Consider the following 18,866-nt stretch of genomic DNA (forward strand, 5'->3'; position numbering starts at 1 on the left):
TTAATATTATAAGCTAGAGTAAAAATCATGAAAACTGTTATCGTAAAAGTTCACAACAGCAAACAGACCATACAAGAAATTCAAGCTGTTACTAAAGATGGCCAACCCAATATCATCAAAGCTGTTAAGAACGTCAACTATGAATTTTTTGACGAGTCAATTGGACGTGCACCAAACCACGTTATTACCAAGCGGATAGATAATAATCTACACGTTTCATTTGAGCGTGAAGGTAAAGAAACTGATTTGATTATTGAGGGCTTTTATAAGTCTACTAAAAAACAAAATGAAGCCAACCATATCGATGAAGAAGCAAGTAATGATCAAGCACTAATTGGTATGGCTGAAGATGGAAACTATTACTACTATATACCAGATACAGGTCAAGTATATGACTATGTCACGCAGCTAGAAGTTGGCGCGATAGAAGGTCAAGCGTTAGGTGGTGATGAAATGCTTGCACCATGGTGGGTTACTGCGCCTGTAGGATTTCCTTGGTGGTTAGGTTTAGGTCTGATTCCTATTGTAGCTATAGGTAAAGATAATAATGATAAAGGGCCTGTAAAAAACCCTCCTGTGGCAAATGATGACACCGTACTAGGTGAAACCAATAAGCCTGTGATAATAGATGTCATTAATAATGATACGGATGCTAATAATAACCTTGACCCAACGACGGTTAAGCTTATTGATCCAGATACGGGTAATCAAACCACGGAAGTTATAGTGGCTGGTGAAGGGGTATGGAAGGTTGATACGATAACGGGTGACGTAACCTTTCAACCAGATCTAGGCTTTACTGGTGATCAAACACCAATAAAATATGTAGTGTCTGACACCACTGGTCTACAATCAAACGAGGCAACGATTACTATTGTCTATCCGCCAACGGTTAGCATTGCAGCCACTGATGATAAAGCGGTTGAAGGCGGTGCTGATGATCCGTTAGTGTTTACTGTGTCACAAGACAAGGTCAGTAACTTTGATACTACAGTTAATGTGAAGCTTGGTGCCTCTGACAACTCAATTGAAGCGGCAGATATTGCTAGTATCAGCTACACCAATGCCGCTGGTACAGTGGTGACGCTTAGCACTCAAGCAGACATTGCAGACTTCCTAACCAATGGGGCGACCATCACCATTAAAGCGGGTCAGACAGCGGCTCCTGCAATTACGGTAACTGTTGTTGATGATGCGATCTATGAGCAATCAGAAGAGATGGTGCTTGAGATTAGCAGTCCAGTTAACGCCACCTTAGGTAGCGCTAGTGCTACCGGTGTGGTGTTAGATAATGACAATACCGGTACAGAAGAGCCTAACGATGGTGATAAGCCAACGGTTAGCATTGCAGCCACTGATGATAAAGCGGTTGAAGGCGGTGCTGATGATCCGTTAGTGTTTACTGTGTCACAAGACAAGGTCAGTAACTTTGATACCACAGTTAATGTGAAGCTTGGTGCCTCTGACAACTCAATTGAAGCGGCAGATATTGCTAGTATCAGCTACACCAATGCCGCTGGTACAGTGGTGACGCTTAGCACTCAAGCAGACATTGCAGACTTCCTAACCAATGGGGCGACCATCACCATTAAAGCGGGTCAGACAGCGGCTCCTGCAATTACGGTAACTGTTGTTGATGATGCGATCTATGAGCAATCAGAAGAGATGGTGCTTGAGATTAGCAGTCCAGTTAACGCCACCTTAGGTAGCGCTAGTGCTACCGGTGTGGTGTTAGATAATGACAATACCGGTACAGAAGAGCCTAACGATGGTGATAAGCCAACGGTTAGCATTGCAGCCACTGATGATAAAGCGGTTGAAGGCGGTGCTGATGATCCGTTAGTGTTTACTGTGTCACAAGACAAGGTCAGTAACTTTGATACCACAGTTAATGTGAAGCTTGGTGCCTCTGACAACTCAATTGAAGCGGCAGATATTGCTAGTATCAGCTACACCAATGCCGCTGGTACAGTGGTGACGCTTAGCACTCAAGCAGACATTGCAGACTTCCTAACCAATGGGGCGACCATCACCATTAAAGCGGGTCAGACAGCGGCTCCTGCAATTACGGTAACTGTTGTTGATGATGCGATCTATGAGCAATCAGAAGAGATGGTGCTTGAGATTAGCAGTCCAGTTAACGCCACCTTAGGTAGCGCTAGTGCTACCGGTGTGGTGTTAGATAATGACAATACCGGTACAGAAGAGCCTAACGATGGTGATAAGCCAACGGTTAGCATTGCAGCCACTGATGATAAAGCGGTTGAAGGCGGTGCTGATGATCCGTTAGTGTTTACTGTGTCACAAGACAAGGTCAGTAACTTTGATACTACAGTTAATGTGAAGCTTGGTGCCTCTGACAACTCAATTGAAGCGGCAGATATTGCTAGTATCAGCTACACCAATGCCGCTGGTACAGTGGTGACGCTTAGCACTCAAGCAGACATTGCAGACTTCCTAACCAATGGGGCGACCATCACCATTAAAGCGGGTCAGACAGCGGCTCCTGCAATTACGGTAACTGTTGTTGATGATGCGATCTATGAGCAATCAGAAGAGATGGTGCTTGAGATTAGCAGTCCAGTTAACGCCACCTTAGGTAGCGCTAGTGCTACCGGTGTGGTGTTAGATAATGACAATACCGGTACAGAAGAGCCTAACGATGGTGATAAGCCAACGGTTAGCATTGCAGCCACTGATGATAAAGCGGTTGAAGGCGGTGCTGATGATCCGTTAGTGTTTACTGTGTCACAAGACAAGGTCAGTAACTTTGATACTACAGTTAATGTGAAGCTTGGTGCCTCTGACAACTCAATTGAAGCGGCAGATATTGCTAGTATCAGCTACACCAATGCCGCTGGTACAGTGGTGACGCTTAGCACTCAAGCAGACATTGCAGACTTCCTAACCAATGGGGCGACCATCACCATTAAAGCGGGTCAGACAGCGGCTCCTGCAATTACGGTAACTGTTGTTGATGATGCGATCTATGAGCAATCAGAAGAGATGGTGCTTGAGATTAGCAGTCCAGTTAACGCCACCTTAGGTAGCGCTAGTGCTACCGGTGTGGTGTTAGATAATGACAATACCGGTACAGAAGAGCCTAACGATGGTGATAAGCCAACGGTTAGCATTGCAGCCACTGATGATAAAGCGGTTGAAGGCGGTGCTGATGATCCGTTAGTTTTTACTGTGTCACAAGACAAGGTCAGTAACTTTGATACTACAGTTAATGTGAAGCTTGGTGCCTCTGACAACTCAATTGAAGCGGCAGATATTGCTAGTATCAGCTACACCAATGCCGCTGGTACAGTGGTGACGCTTAGCACTCAAGCAGACATTGCAGACTTCCTAACCAATGGGGCGACCATCACCATTAAAGCGGGTCAGACAGCGGCTCCTGCAATTACGGTAACTGTTGTTGATGATGCGATCTATGAGCAATCAGAAGAGATGGTGCTTGAGATTAGCAGTCCAGTTAACGCCACCTTAGGTAGCGCTAGTGCTACCGGTGTGGTGTTAGATAATGACAATACCGGTACAGAAGAGCCTAACGATGGTGATAAGCCAACGGTTAGCATTGCAGCCACTGATGATAAAGCGGTTGAAGGCGGTGCTGATGATCCGTTAGTGTTTACTGTGTCACAAGACAAGGTCAGTAACTTTGATACCACAGTTAATGTGAAGCTTGGTGCCTCTGACAACTCAATTGAAGCGGCAGATATTGCTAGTATCAGCTACACCAATGCCGCTGGTACAGTGGTGACGCTTAGCACTCAAGCAGACATTGCAGACTTCCTAACCAATGGGGCGACCATCACCATTAAAGCGGGTCAGACAGCGGCTCCTGCAATTACGGTAACTGTTGTTGATGATGCGATCTATGAGCAATCAGAAGAGATGGTGCTTGAGATTAGCAGTCCAGTTAACGCCACCTTAGGTAGCGCTAGTGCTACCGGTGTGGTGTTAGATAATGACAATACCGGTACAGAAGAGCCTAACGATGGTGATAAGCCAACGGTTAGCATTGCAGCCACTGATGATAAAGCGGTTGAAGGCGGTGCTGATGATCCGTTAGTGTTTACTGTGTCACAAGACAAGGTCAGTAACTTTGATACTACAGTTAATGTGAAGCTTGGTGCCTCTGACAACTCAATTGAAGCGGCAGATATTGCTAGTATCAGCTACACCAATGCCGCTGGTACAGTGGTGACGCTTAGCACTCAAGCAGACATTGCAGACTTCCTAACCAATGGGGCGACCATCACCATTAAAGCGGGTCAGACAGCGGCTCCTGCAATTACGGTAACTGTTGTTGATGATGCGATCTATGAGCAATCAGAAGAGATGGTGCTTGAGATTAGCAGTCCAGTTAACGCCACCTTAGGTACCGCTAGTGCCACCGGTGTGGTGTTAGATAATGATTCAGCACCTGCGCTTACGGTCACTGATGCAGAAGTCACAGAAGGTGGTGATCTTGTTCATGAGGTGACCTTACAAGGTCCAGCAACCCAAGCAGACGTCACTTATAGCTTTAGCTTAGTGGGTAACACTGCTACAGAAGGTGCTGACTACACGGTTCCTCCGACATTTAGTAATGGCGTTATCTATGATGCTGCTACAGGCACCATCACGGTACCAGCGGGTGTGACCAGCTTTACGGTGACTTACCCAACGATTGATGATGTTATTCTTGAAAATACTGAGACCACGACGGTGACAGTTGGCGGTGTTAGCGCTACTGGTAGTATTCTTGATAATGATTTAGCTCCTGCGCTTACGGTCACTGATGCAGAAGTCACAGAAGGTGGTGATCTTGTTCATGAGGTGACCTTACAAGGTCCAGCAACCCAAGCAGACGTCACTTATAGCTTTAGCTTAGTGGGTAACACTGCTACAGAAGGTGCTGACTACACGGTTCCTCCGACATTTAGTAATGGCGTTATCTATGATGCTGCTACAGGCACCATCACGGTACCAGCGGGTGTGACCAGCTTTACGGTGACTTACCCAACGATTGATGATGTTATTTTTGAAAATACTGAGACCACGACGGTGACAGTTGGCGGTGTTAGCGCTACAGGTAGTATTCTTGATAATGATTTAGCTCCTGCGCTTACGGTCACTGATGCAGAAGTCACAGAAGGTGGTGATCTTGTTCATGAGGTGACCTTACAAGGTCCAGCAACCCAAGCAGACGTCACTTATAGCTTTAGCTTAGTGGGTAACACTGCTACAGAAGGTGCTGACTACACGGTTCCTCCGACATTTAGTAATGGCGTTATCTATGATGCTGCTACAGGCACCATTACGGTACCAGCGGGTGTGACCAGCTTTACGGTGACTTACCCAACGATTGATGATGTTATTTTTGAAAATACTGAGACCACGACGGTGACAGTTGGCGGTGTTAGCGCTACAGGTAGTATTCTTGATAATGATTTAGCTCCTGCGCTTACGGTCACTGATGCAGAAGTCACAGAAGGTGGTGATCTTGTTCATGAGGTGACCTTACAAGGTCCAGCAACCCAAGCAGACGTCACTTATAGCTTTAGCTTAGTGGGTAACACTGCTACAGAAGGTGCTGACTACACGGTTCCTCCGACATTTAGTAATGGCGTTATCTATGATGCTGCTACAGGCACCATCACGGTACCAGCGGGTGTGACCAGCTTTACGGTGACTTACCCAACGATTGATGATGTTATTTTTGAAAATACTGAGACCACGACGGTGACAGTTGGCGGTGTTAGCGCTACTGGTAGTATTCTTGATAATGATTTAGCTCCTGCGCTTACGGTCACTGATGCAGAAGTCACAGAAGGTGGTGATCTTGTTCATGAGGTGACCTTACAAGGTCCAGCAACCCAAGCAGACGTCACTTATAGCTTTAGCTTAGTGGGTAACACTGCTACAGAAGGTGCTGACTACACGGTTCCTCCGACATTTAGTAATGGCGTTATCTATGATGCTGCTACAGGCACCATCACGGTACCAGCGGGTGTGACCAGCTTTACGGTGACTTACCCAACGATTGATGATGTTATTTTTGAAAATACTGAGACCACGACGGTGACAGTTGGCGGTGTTAGCGCTACTGGTAGTATTCTTGATAATGATTTAGCTCCTGCGCTTACGGTCACTGATGCAGAAGTCACAGAAGGTGGTGATCTTGTTCATGAGGTGACCTTACAAGGTCCAGCAACCCAAGCAGACGTCACTTATAGCTTTAGCTTAGTGGGTAACACTGCTACAGAAGGTGCTGACTACACGGTTCCTCCGACATTTAGTAATGGCGTTATCTATGATGCTGCTACAGGCACCATCACGGTACCAGCGGGTGTGACCAGCTTTACGGTGACTTACCCAACGATTGATGATGTTATTTTTGAAAATACTGAGACCACGACGGTGACAGTTGGCGGTGTTAGCGCTACTGGTAGTATTCTTGATAATGATTTAGCTCCTGCGCTTACGGTCACTGATGCAGAAGTCACAGAAGGTGGTGATCTTGTTCATGAGGTGACCTTACAAGGTCCAGCAACCCAAGCAGACGTCACTTATAGCTTTAGCTTAGTGGGTAACACTGCTACAGAAGGTGCTGACTACACGGTTCCTCCGACATTTAGTAATGGCGTTATCTATGATGCTGCTACAGGCACCATCACGGTACCAGCGGGTGTGACCAGCTTTACGGTGACTTACCCAACGATTGATGATGTTATTTTTGAAAATACTGAGACCACGACGGTGACAGTTGGCGGTGTTAGCGCTACAGGTAGTATTCTTGATAATGATTTAGCTCCTGCGCTTACGGTCACTGATGCAGAAGTCACAGAAGGTGGTGATCTTGTTCATGAGGTGACCTTACAAGGTCCAGCAACCCAAGCAGACGTCACTTATAGCTTTAGCTTAGTGGGTAACACTGCTACAGAAGGTGCTGACTACACGGTTCCTCCGACATTTAGTAATGGCGTTATCTATGATGCTGCTACAGGCACCATCACGGTACCAGCGGGTGTGACCAGCTTTACGGTGACTTACCCAACGATTGATGATGTTATTTTTGAAAATACTGAGACCACGACGGTGACAGTTGGCGGTGTTAGCGCTACAGGTAGTATTCTTGATAATGATTTAGCTCCTGCGCTTACGGTCACTGATGCAGAAGTCACAGAAGGTGGTGATCTTGTTCATGAGGTGACCTTACAAGGTCCAGCAACCCAAGCAGACGTCACTTATAGCTTTAGCTTAGTGGGTAACACTGCTACAGAAGGTGCTGACTACACGGTTCCTCCGACATTTAGTAATGGCGTTATCTATGATGCTGCTACAGGCACCATTACGGTACCAGCGGGTGTGACCAGCTTTACGGTGACTTACCCAACGATTGATGATGTTATTTTTGAAAATACTGAGACCACGACGGTGACAGTTGGCGGTGTTAGCGCTACTGGTAGTATTCTTGATAATGATTTAGCTCCTGCGCTTACGGTCACTGATGCAGAAGTCACAGAAGGTGGTGATCTTGTTCATGAGGTGACCTTACAAGGTCCAGCAACCCAAGCAGACGTCACTTATAGCTTTAGCTTAGTGGGTAACACTGCTACAGAAGGTGCTGACTACACGGTTCCTCCGACATTTAGTAATGGCGTTATCTATGATGCTGCTACAGGCACCATCACGGTACCAGCGGGTGTGACCAGCTTTACGGTGACTTACCCAACGATTGATGATGTTATTTTTGAAAATACTGAGACCACGACGGTGACAGTTGGCGGTGTTAGCGCTACAGGTAGTATTCTTGATAATGATTTAGCTCCTGCGCTTACGGTCACTGATGCAGAAGTCACAGAAGGTGGTGATCTTGTTCATGAGGTGACCTTACAAGGTCCAGCAACCCAAGCAGACGTCACTTATAGCTTTAGCTTAGTGGGTAACACTGCTACAGAAGGTGCTGACTACACGGTTCCTCCGACATTTAGTAATGGCGTTATCTATGATGCTGCTACAGGCACCATCACGGTACCAGCGGGTGTGACCAGCTTTACGGTGACTTACCCAACGATTGATGATGTTATTTTTGAAAATACTGAGACCACGACGGTGACAGTTGGCGGTGTTAGCGCTACTGGTAGTATTCTTGATAATGATTTAGCTCCTGCGCTTACGGTCACTGATGCAGAAGTCACAGAAGGTGGTGATCTTGTTCATGAGGTGACCTTACAAGGTCCAGCAACCCAAGCAGACGTCACTTATAGCTTTAGCTTAGTGGGTAACACTGCTACAGAAGGTGCTGACTACACGGTTCCTCCGACATTTAGTAATGGCGTTATCTATGATGCTGCTACAGGCACCATCACGGTACCAGCGGGTGTGACCAGCTTTACGGTGACTTACCCAACGATTGATGATGTTATTTTTGAAAATACTGAGACCACGACGGTGACAGTTGGCGGTGTTAGCGCTACAGGTAGTATTCTTGATAATGATTTAGCTCCTGCGCTTACGGTCACTGATGCAGAAGTCACAGAAGGTGGTGATCTTGTTCATGAGGTGACCTTACAAGGTCCAGCAACCCAAGCAGACGTCACTTATAGCTTTAGCTTAGTGGGTAACACTGCTACAGAAGGTGCTGACTACACGGTTCCTCCGACATTTAGTAATGGCGTTATCTATGATGCTGCTACAGGCACCATCACGGTACCAGCGGGTGTGACCAGCTTTACGGTGACTTACCCAACGATTGATGATGTTATTTTTGAAAATACTGAGACCACGACGGTGACAGTTGGCGGTGTTAGCGCTACTGGTAGTATTCTTGATAATGATTTAGCTCCTGCGCTTACGGTCACTGATGCAGAAGTCACAGAAGGTGGTGATCTTGTTCATGAGGTGACCTTACAAGGTCCAGCAACCCAAGCAGACGTCACTTATAGCTTTAGCTTAGTGGGTAACACTGCTACAGAAGGTGCTGACTACACGGTTCCTCCGACATTTAGTAATGGCGTTATCTATGATGCTGCTACAGGCACCATCACGGTACCAGCGGGTGTGACCAGCTTTACGGTGACTTACCCAACGATTGATGATGTTATTTTTGAAAATACTGAGACCACGACGGTGACAGTTGGCGGTGTTAGCGCTACTGGTAGTATTCTTGATAATGATTTAGCTCCTGCGCTTACGGTCACTGATGCAGAAGTCACAGAAGGTGGTGATCTTGTTCATGAGGTGACCTTACAAGGTCCAGCAACCCAAGCAGACGTCACTTATAGCTTTAGCTTAGTGGGTAACACTGCTACAGAAGGTGCTGACTACACGGTTCCTCCGACATTTAGTAATGGCGTTATCTATGATGCTGCTACAGGCACCATCACGGTACCAGCGGGTGTGACCAGCTTTACGGTGACTTACCCAACGATTGATGATGTTATTTTTGAAAATACTGAGACCACGACGGTGACAGTTGGCGGTGTTAGCGCTACTGGTAGTATTCTTGATAATGATTTAGCTCCTGCGCTTACGGTCACTGATGCAGAAGTCACAGAAGGTGGTGATCTTGTTCATGAGGTGACCTTACAAGGTCCAGCAACCCAAGCAGACGTCACTTATAGCTTTAGCTTAGTGGGTAACACTGCTACAGAAGGTGCTGACTACACGGTTCCTCCGACATTTAGTAATGGCGTTATCTATGATGCTGCTACAGGCACCATCACGGTACCAGCGGGTGTGACCAGCTTTACGGTGACTTACCCAACGATTGATGATGTTATTTTTGAAAATACTGAGACCACGACGGTGACAGTTGGCGGTGTTAGCGCTACTGGTAGTATTCTTGATAATGATTTAGCTCCTGCGCTTACGGTCACTGATGCAGAAGTCACAGAAGGTGGTGATCTTGTTCATGAGGTGACCTTACAAGGTCCAGCAACCCAAGCAGACGTCACTTATAGCTTTAGCTTAGTGGGTAACACTGCTACAGAAGGTGCTGACTACACGGTTCCTCCGACATTTAGTAATGGCGTTATCTATGATGCTGCTACAGGCACCATCACGGTACCAGCGGGTGTGACCAGCTTTACGGTGACTTACCCAACGATTGATGATGTTATTTTTGAAAATACTGAGACCACGACGGTGACAGTTGGCGGTGTTAGCGCTACAGGTAGTATTCTTGATAATGATTTAGCTCCTGCGCTTACGGTCACTGATGCAGAAGTCACAGAAGGTGGTGATCTTGTTCATGAGGTGACCTTACAAGGTCCAGCAACCCAAGCAGACGTCACTTATAGCTTTAGCTTAGTGGGTAACACTGCTACAGAAGGTGCTGACTACACGGTTCCTCCGACATTTAGTAATGGCGTTATCTATGATGCTGCTACAGGCACCATTACGGTACCAGCGGGTGTGACCAGCTTTACGGTGACTTACCCAACGATTGATGATGTTATTTTTGAAAATACTGAGACCACGACGGTGACAGTTGGCGGTGTTAGCGCTACTGGTAGTATTCTTGATAATGATTTAGCTCCTGCGCTTACGGTCACTGATGCAGAAGTCACAGAAGGTGGTGATCTTGTTCATGAGGTGACCTTACAAGGTCCAGCAACCCAAGCAGACGTCACTTATAGCTTTAGCTTAGTGGGTAACACTGCTACAGAAGGTGCTGACTACACGGTTCCTCCGACATTTAGTAATGGCGTTATCTATGATGCTGCTACAGGCACCATCACGGTACCAGCGGGTGTGACCAGCTTTACGGTGACTTACCCAACGATTGATGATGTTATTTTTGAAAATACTGAGACCACGACGGTGACAGTTGGCGGTGTTAGCGCTACTGGTAGTATTCTTGATAATGATTTAGCTCCTGCGCTTACGGTCACTGATGCAGAAGTCACAGAAGGTGGTGATCTTGTTCATGAGGTGACCTTACAAGGTCCAGCAACCCAAGCAGACGTCACTTATAGCTTTAGCTTAGTGGGTAACACTGCTACAGAAGGTGCTGACTACACGGTTCCTCCGACATTTAGTAATGGCGTTATCTATGATGCTGCTACAGGCACCATTACGGTACCAGCGGGTGTGACCAGCTTTACGGTGACTTACCCAACGATTGATGATGTTATTTTTGAAAATACTGAGACCACGACGGTGACAGTTGGCGGTGTTAGCGCTACAGGTAGTATTCTTGATAATGATTTAGCTCCTGCGCTTACGGTCACTGATGCAGAAGTCACAGAAGGTGGTGATCTTGTTCATGAGGTGACCTTACAAGGTCCAGCAACCCAAGCAGACGTCACTTATAGCTTTAGCTTAGTGGGTAACACTGCTACAGAAGGTGCTGACTACACGGTTCCTCCGACATTTAGTAATGGCGTTATCTATGATGCTGCTACAGGCACCATCACGGTACCAGCGGGTGTGACCAGCTTTACGGTGACTTACCCAACGATTGATGATGTTATTTTTGAAAATACTGAGACCACGACGGTGACAGTTGGCGGTGTTAGCGCTACTGGTAGTATTCTTGATAATGATTTAGCTCCTGCGCTTACGGTCACTGATGCAGAAGTCACAGAAGGTGGTGATCTTGTTCATGAGGTGACCTTACAAGGTCCAGCAACCCAAGCAGACGTCACTTATAGCTTTAGCTTAGTGGGTAACACTGCTACAGAAGGTGCTGACTACACGGTTCCTCCGACATTTAGTAATGGCGTTATCTATGATGCTGCTACAGGCACCATCACGGTACCAGCGGGTGTGACCAGCTTTACGGTGACTTACCCAACGATTGATGATGTTATTTTTGAAAATACTGAGACCACGACGGTGACAGTTGGCGGTGTTAGCGCTACTGGTAGTATTCTTGATAATGATTTAGCTCCTGCGCTTACGGTCACTGATGCAGAAGTCACAGAAGGTGGTGATCTTGTTCATGAGGTGACCTTACAAGGTCCAGCAACCCAAGCAGACGTCACTTATAGCTTTAGCTTAGTGGGTAACACTGCTACAGAAGGTGCTGACTACACGGTTCCTCCGACATTTAGTAATGGCGTTATCTATGATGCTGCTACAGGCACCATCACGGTACCAGCGGGTGTGACCAGCTTTACGGTGACTTACCCAACGATTGATGATGTTATTTTTGAAAATACTGAGACCACGACGGTGACAGTTGGCGGTGTTAGCGCTACTGGTAGTATTCTTGATAATGATTTAGCTCCTGCGCTTACGGTCACTGATGCAGAAGTCACAGAAGGTGGTGATCTTGTTCATGAGGTGACCTTACAAGGTCCAGCAACCCAAGCAGACGTCACTTATAGCTTTAGCTTAGTGGGTAACACTGCTACAGAAGGTGCTGACTACACGGTTCCTCCGACATTTAGTAATGGCGTTATCTATGATGCTGCTACAGGCACCATCACGGTACCAGCGGGTGTGACCAGCTTTACGGTGACTTACCCAACGATTGATGATGTTATTTTTGAAAATACTGAGACCACGACGGTGACAGTTGGCGGTGTTAGCGCTACTGGTAGTATTCTTGATAATGATTTAGCTCCTGCGCTTACGGTCACTGATGCAGAAGTCACAGAAGGTGGTGATCTTGTTCATGAGGTGACCTTACAAGGTCCAGCAACCCAAGCAGACGTCACTTATAGCTTTAGCTTAGTGGGTAACACTGCTACAGAAGGTGCTGACTACACGGTTCCTCCGACATTTAGTAATGGCGTTATCTATGATGCTGCTACAGGCACCATCACGGTACCAGCGGGTGTGACCAGCTTTACGGTGACTTACCCAACGATTGATGATGTTATTTTTGAAAATACTGAGACCACGACGGTGACAGTTGGCGGTGTTAGCGCTACTGGTAGTATTCTTGATAATGATTTAGCTCCTGCGCTTACGGTCACTGATGCAGAAGTCACAGAAGGTGGTGATCTTGTTCATGAGGTGACCTTACAAGGTCCAGCAACCCAAGCAGACGTCACTTATAGCTTTAGCTTAGTGGGTAACACTGCTACAGAAGGTGCTGACTACACGGTTCCTCCGACATTTAGTAATGGCGTTATCTATGATGCTGCTACAGGCACCATCACGGTACCAGCGGGTGTGACCAGCTTTACGGTGACTTACCCAACGATTGATGATGTTATTTTTGAAAATACTGAGACCACGACGGTGACAGTTGGCGGTGTTAGCGCTACAGGTAGTATTCTTGATAATGATTTAGCTCCTGCGCTTACGGTCACTGATGCAGAAGTCACAGAAGGTGGTGATCTTGTTCATGAGGTGACCTTACAAGGTCCAGCAACCCAAGCAGACGTCACTTATAGCTTTAGCTTAGTGGGTAACACTGCTACAGAAGGTGCTGACTACACGGTTCCTCCGACATTTAGTAATGGCGTTATCTATGATGCTGCTACAGGCACCATCACGGTACCAGCGGGTGTGACCAGCTTTACGGTGACTTACCCAACGATTGATGATGTTATTTTTGAAAATACTGAGACCACGACGGTGACAGTTGGCGGTGTTAGCGCTACTGGTAGTATTCTTGATAATGATTTAGCTCCTGCGCTTACGGTCACTGATGCAGAAGTCACAGAAGGTGGTGATCTTGTTCATGAGGTGACCTTACAAGGTCCAGCAACCCAAGCAGACGTCACTTATAGCTTTAGCTTAGTGGGTAACACTGCTACAGAAGGTGCTGACTACACGGTTCCTCCGACATTTAGTAATGGCGTTATCTATGATGCTGCTACAGGCACCATTACGGTACCAGCGGGTGTGACCAGCTTTACGGTGACTTACCCAACGATTGATGATGTTATTTTTGAAAATACTGAGACCACGACGGTGACAGTTGGCGGTGTTAGCGCTACAGGTAGTATTCTTGATAATGATTTAGCTCCTGCGCTTACGGTCACTGATGCAGAAGTCACAGAAGGTGGTGATCTTGTTCATGAGGTGACCTTACAAGGTCCAGCAACCCAAGCAGACGTCACTTATAGCTTTAGCTTAGTGGGTAACACTGCTACAGAAGGTGCTGACTACACGGTTCCTCCGACATTTAGTAATGGCGTTATCTATGATGCTGCTACAGGCACCATCACGGTACCAGCGGGTGTGACCAGCTTTACGGTGACTTACCCAACGATTGATGATGTTATTTTTGAAAATACTGAGACCACGACGGTGACAGTTGGCGGTGTTAGCGCTACAGGTAGTATTCTTGATAATGATTTAGCTCCTGCGCTTACGGTCACTGATGCAGAAGTCACAGAAGGTGGTGATCTTGTTCATGAGGTGACCTTACAAGGTCCAGCAACCCAAGCAGACGTCACTTATAGCTTTAGCTTAGTGGGTAACACTGCTACAGAAGGTGCTGACTACACGGTTCCTCCGACATTTAGTAATGGCGTTATCTATGATGCTGCTACAGGCACCATCACGGTACCAGCGGGTGTGACCAGCTTTACGGTGACTTACCCAACGATTGATGATGTTATTTTTGAAAATACTGAGACCACGACGGTGACAGTTGGCGGTGTTAGCGCTACTGGTAGTATTCTTGATAATGATTTAGCTCCTGCGCTTACGGTCACTGATGCAGAAGTCACAGAAGGTGGTGATCTTGTTCATGAGGTGACCTTACAAGGTCCAGCAACCCAAGCAGACGTCACTTATAGCTTTAGCTTAGTGGGTAACACTGCTACAGAAGGTGCTGACTACACGGTTCCTCCGACATTTAGTAATGGCGTTATCTATGATGCTGCTACAGGCACCATCACGGTACCAGCGGGTGTGACCAGCTTTACGGTGACTTACCCAACGATTGATGATGTTATTTTTGAAAATACTGAGACCACGACGGTGACAGTTGGCGGTGTTAGCGCTACTGGTAGTATTCTTGATAATGATTTAGCTCCTGCGCTTACGGTCACTGATGCAGAAGTCACAGAAGGTGGTGATCTTGTTCATGAGGTGACCTTACAAGGTCCAGCAACCCAAGCAGACGTCACTTATAGCTTTAGCTTAGTGGGTAACACTGCTACAGAAGGTGCTGACTACACGGTTCCTCCGACATTTAGTAATGGCGTTATCTATGATGCTGCTACAGGCACCATCACGGTACCAGCGGGTGTGACCAGCTTTACGGTGACTTACCCAACGATTGATGATGTTATTTTTGAAAATACTGAGACCACGACGGTGACAGTTGGCGGTGTTAGCGCTACAGGTAGTATTCTTGATAATGATTTAGCTCCTGCGCTTACGGTCACTGATGCAGAAGTCACAGAAGGTGGTGATCTTGTTCATGAGGTGACCTTACAAGGTCCAGCAACCCAAGCAGACGTCACTTATAGCTTTAGCTTAGTGGGTAACACTGCTACAGAAGGTGCTGACTACACGGTTCCTCCGACATTTAGTAATGGCGTTATCTATGATGCTGCTACAGGCACCATCACGGTACCAGCGGGTGTGACCAGCTTTACGGTGACTTACCCAACGATTGATGATGTTATTTTTGAAAATACTGAGACCACGACGGTGACAGTTGGCGGTGTTAGCGCTACTGGTAGTATTCTTGATAATGATTTAGCTCCTGCGCTTACGGTCACTGATGCAGAAGTCACAGAAGGTGGTGATCTTGTTCATGAGGTGACCTTACAAGGTCCAGCAACCCAAGCAGACGTCACTTATAGCTTTAGCTTAGTGGGTAACACTGCTACAGAAGGTGCTGACTACACGGTTCCTCCGACATTTAGTAATGGCGTTATCTATGATGCTGCTACAGGCACCATCACGGTACCAGCGGGTGTGACCAGCTTTACGGTGACTTACCCAACGATTGATGATGTTATTTTTGAAAATACTGAGACCACGACGGTGACAGTTGGCGGTGTTAGCGCTACAGGTAGTATTCTTGATAATGATGTTCGACCAACGATATCGATAAACGATGTTACGGTTAATGAAGCAGATGGCACTATGACATTTACAGTTACATTAACTGGTGAAACTACAGAATCTGTGACTGTTGATTATGCTACAAATAATGGTACAGCAAACTCATTATCTGACTATACTGCTACGTCTGGAACTTTAACATTCCCACCTGGTACTGTATCCCAAACCATCACTGTACCAATTACAAATGATAATACATGGGAGCAAACCGAAGTCTTTAGTGTAATCTTATCGAATGCTACTAATAGCACCATTGCAAAGGGGACCGGTATTGGTACTATTATTAATGACGACATTACTGCTGTAGATGATACTGCAAATGCAAAAGAGGGTGGTGGGGTAAACAATATTGCAGGAGGCATTAATCCAACAGGCAATGTGTTAAGTAATGACGATCCAACTCAAACCAATGCTATTGTAACTGAAATTCGCACTGGAGCTATTGAGGGTTCTGGAGCTTCTGGAACTGTCGGTACAGCGTTAGTTGGAACCTATGGTACCTTGACGCTAAATTCAGATGGTGGATACACCTATATTGTTGATAATTCTAATGCTATTGTTCAAGCATTGAATGAAAATAGTGCACCGTTAATAGAAAGCTTTAACTACACTATGAGCGATGGAACTTTAAGTGATATTGCGGTACTAAAAATTACCATCAATGGTACCAATGATATTCCTGTCATTAATACTATAGCTCCGGTTCGAGTGTCAGAAGAAGGGCTTGTTGGTGGAATTAAAGACAATATTGGTACTAGTGATACTACTAATGAGATAACAGCTAGTGGAACCATCTCATTTACTGATGTAGATAACACTAATCTAGGAGACTTTAGTGTTACATTAAATGGTCCAGCTGGTATTAAAGTTCAAGGTAACGAAGTTATTTGGACATGGAATGCTGGTACAAATACATTAACGGGTACAGTTACTTTAGACGGTTCTTCGGTCAAGGTGATGACTATTGAAGTTGGCTCAATTAAATCTACTGGTACAGGCTTTAGTGCCGACTATAAGACAACTTTGTTACATGCTATAGATCATGCACCAAATAATCCAAATGCTTCAGTGACCAGCATCGAAGATGAATTAGCTATCGATTTTGGAGTTGTTGTTAATGATGGTAGAGGCAGCTCTCAGTCGGCTGTACTATCAGTAATCGTTGAAGATGATTCACCAACACTGGGACTAGGTTCTATCAGCATACCAGTTGAGCCAGTGAATTCTAACGTGATGATTACTTTAGATATCTCAGCAAGTATGAATTATTCATCAGGTGTATCAAAACCAGGTGGTGGAGAATATACTCGTCTTGAGGTTGCTAAACAAGCAATTAATAAATTGCTTGAGGGTTATGACGAACTGGGTGATGTCAGAGTACAGTTGGTGACATTTAGTACATCCGCTAACGGCAATCCTGGTAATATTGTGAATAGATGGATGACAGTGTCTGAGGCTAAAGCTATTGTCAGCGGTCTTGGTGCAAGCGGAGGTACCAACTATGATGCTGCATTATATGCTGCTACTCAAGCTTTTGAAGAGACAGGCAAGCTTGCAAATGCAACAAACTATTCTTACTTTTTGACGGATGGCAATCCTACCTATGGACAAACCAGTGATGCTAACAAAGTATGGACGGGTGGATATTATGATACTAAGGTAGGGGTACAAGATACTACCTTAGGAGGTAGCGTACGTACCGGGCCAGGAAACTCAAGTGACTTTAGGGATGCGGGTATTGGAACAGGTGAGGAGGCAGCTTGGATCGCATTCCTAGAGAGTCAGGATATTAAGTCTTATGCGTTTTCAATGGGAACGGGCGTGAGTGATACTACTAATCTAAAACCTATAGCCTATGATGGTACTCCAGATGGGGGTGGTAATACTAATGATGCAGAGCTTGCAAAGGCAATTACTAACTTAAACCAACTTGATGATATTTTACTTGGCACGCTTCCGGCCTCAGTATCTAAAAACTTGATAAGAGGTGACTTAAGCCCAGTACATGCAGGTTATGGTGCTGACGGTGGCATTATCTATGAGATTACTATAGATAATAAAACTTATCGATATAATGAGGGTAGTAATAAGGTGTTTGTAGATAATGTCGCTGTTGCATATAATGTTTATAACCCAGCTACATTTGACCTCACTATCAAAACGGCTCAAGGTGGGGTTATGGTTCTAGATGTGTTAAGCGGAGAGTATACTTACCAAGCAGCTGCATCAAAATTTTATCAAGAGTCAATAGAGTTTACAGTTAAAGATAATGATGGTGATTATGTATCGTCAAATCAAATTTTGGATATATATCTAAAAGGAGATGGTGTCAACTTAACAGGAACTGCTAATTCCGATATTTTAATAGGTCGTGCAGCTGCTCCCGATGTTCTTAAAGGTGGTGCTGGTGACGATATTATTCGAGGTAAGTCTGGCAATGACATTTTAACTGGCGGTGATGGTAATGATACCTTTGTTTGGTTAGCTGCAGATAAAGGGAGCATAGGCACACCTGATTTTGATATCATTACTGATCTTGCTCCTGGTGATAAGATTCAACTGAGTGATTTATTACAAGGTGAAACCCTTGATGATGTAGTGAGCATGGCAAAATATGTTAACTTGGAGGGCAATGTTCTTCATGTTAGCTCAAATGGAGGATATATAGGTGGTACATATACCGCTGCTCAAACAGATCTTAATATTCAGTTAAATGGTTTTACGGGTACTGTAGATGACTTAATTAATAATTATATTATCTAACTATCCTGTTTATTAAGTTAGTAAAAAACCAGAGACTAAGGTGAACTGACCCCCAAAAGTTGGATATAGCTTTTGAGGGTCGGATTAATTTTATCGTAGACACTATCTCGCATTTTTTA

General features: G+C 45.6%; 1 protein-coding gene. It reads left to right on the top strand.

Annotation, left to right across the window (positions count from 1 at the left end; genetic code table 11):
• Positions 1-27: 27 nt before the first annotated feature.
• A complete protein-coding gene (locus tag DLE54_RS05310) occupies positions 28-18,747 on the top strand; it encodes a Calx-beta domain-containing protein (protein WP_110816495.1) in 18,720 nt (6,239 codons plus the stop codon).
• The last annotated feature ends 119 nt before the right edge of the window (positions 18,748-18,866 follow it).

It is taken from the genome of Psychrobacter sp. YP14 (assembly GCF_003209315.1).
GTDB lineage: Bacteria > Pseudomonadota > Gammaproteobacteria > Pseudomonadales > Moraxellaceae > Psychrobacter > Psychrobacter raelei.

Coding starts and splice junctions, on each gene's coding strand:
- DLE54_RS05310 (WP_110816495.1), top strand. CDS start 28: ATGAAAACTGTTATCGTAAAAGTTCACAACAGCAAACAGACCATACAA.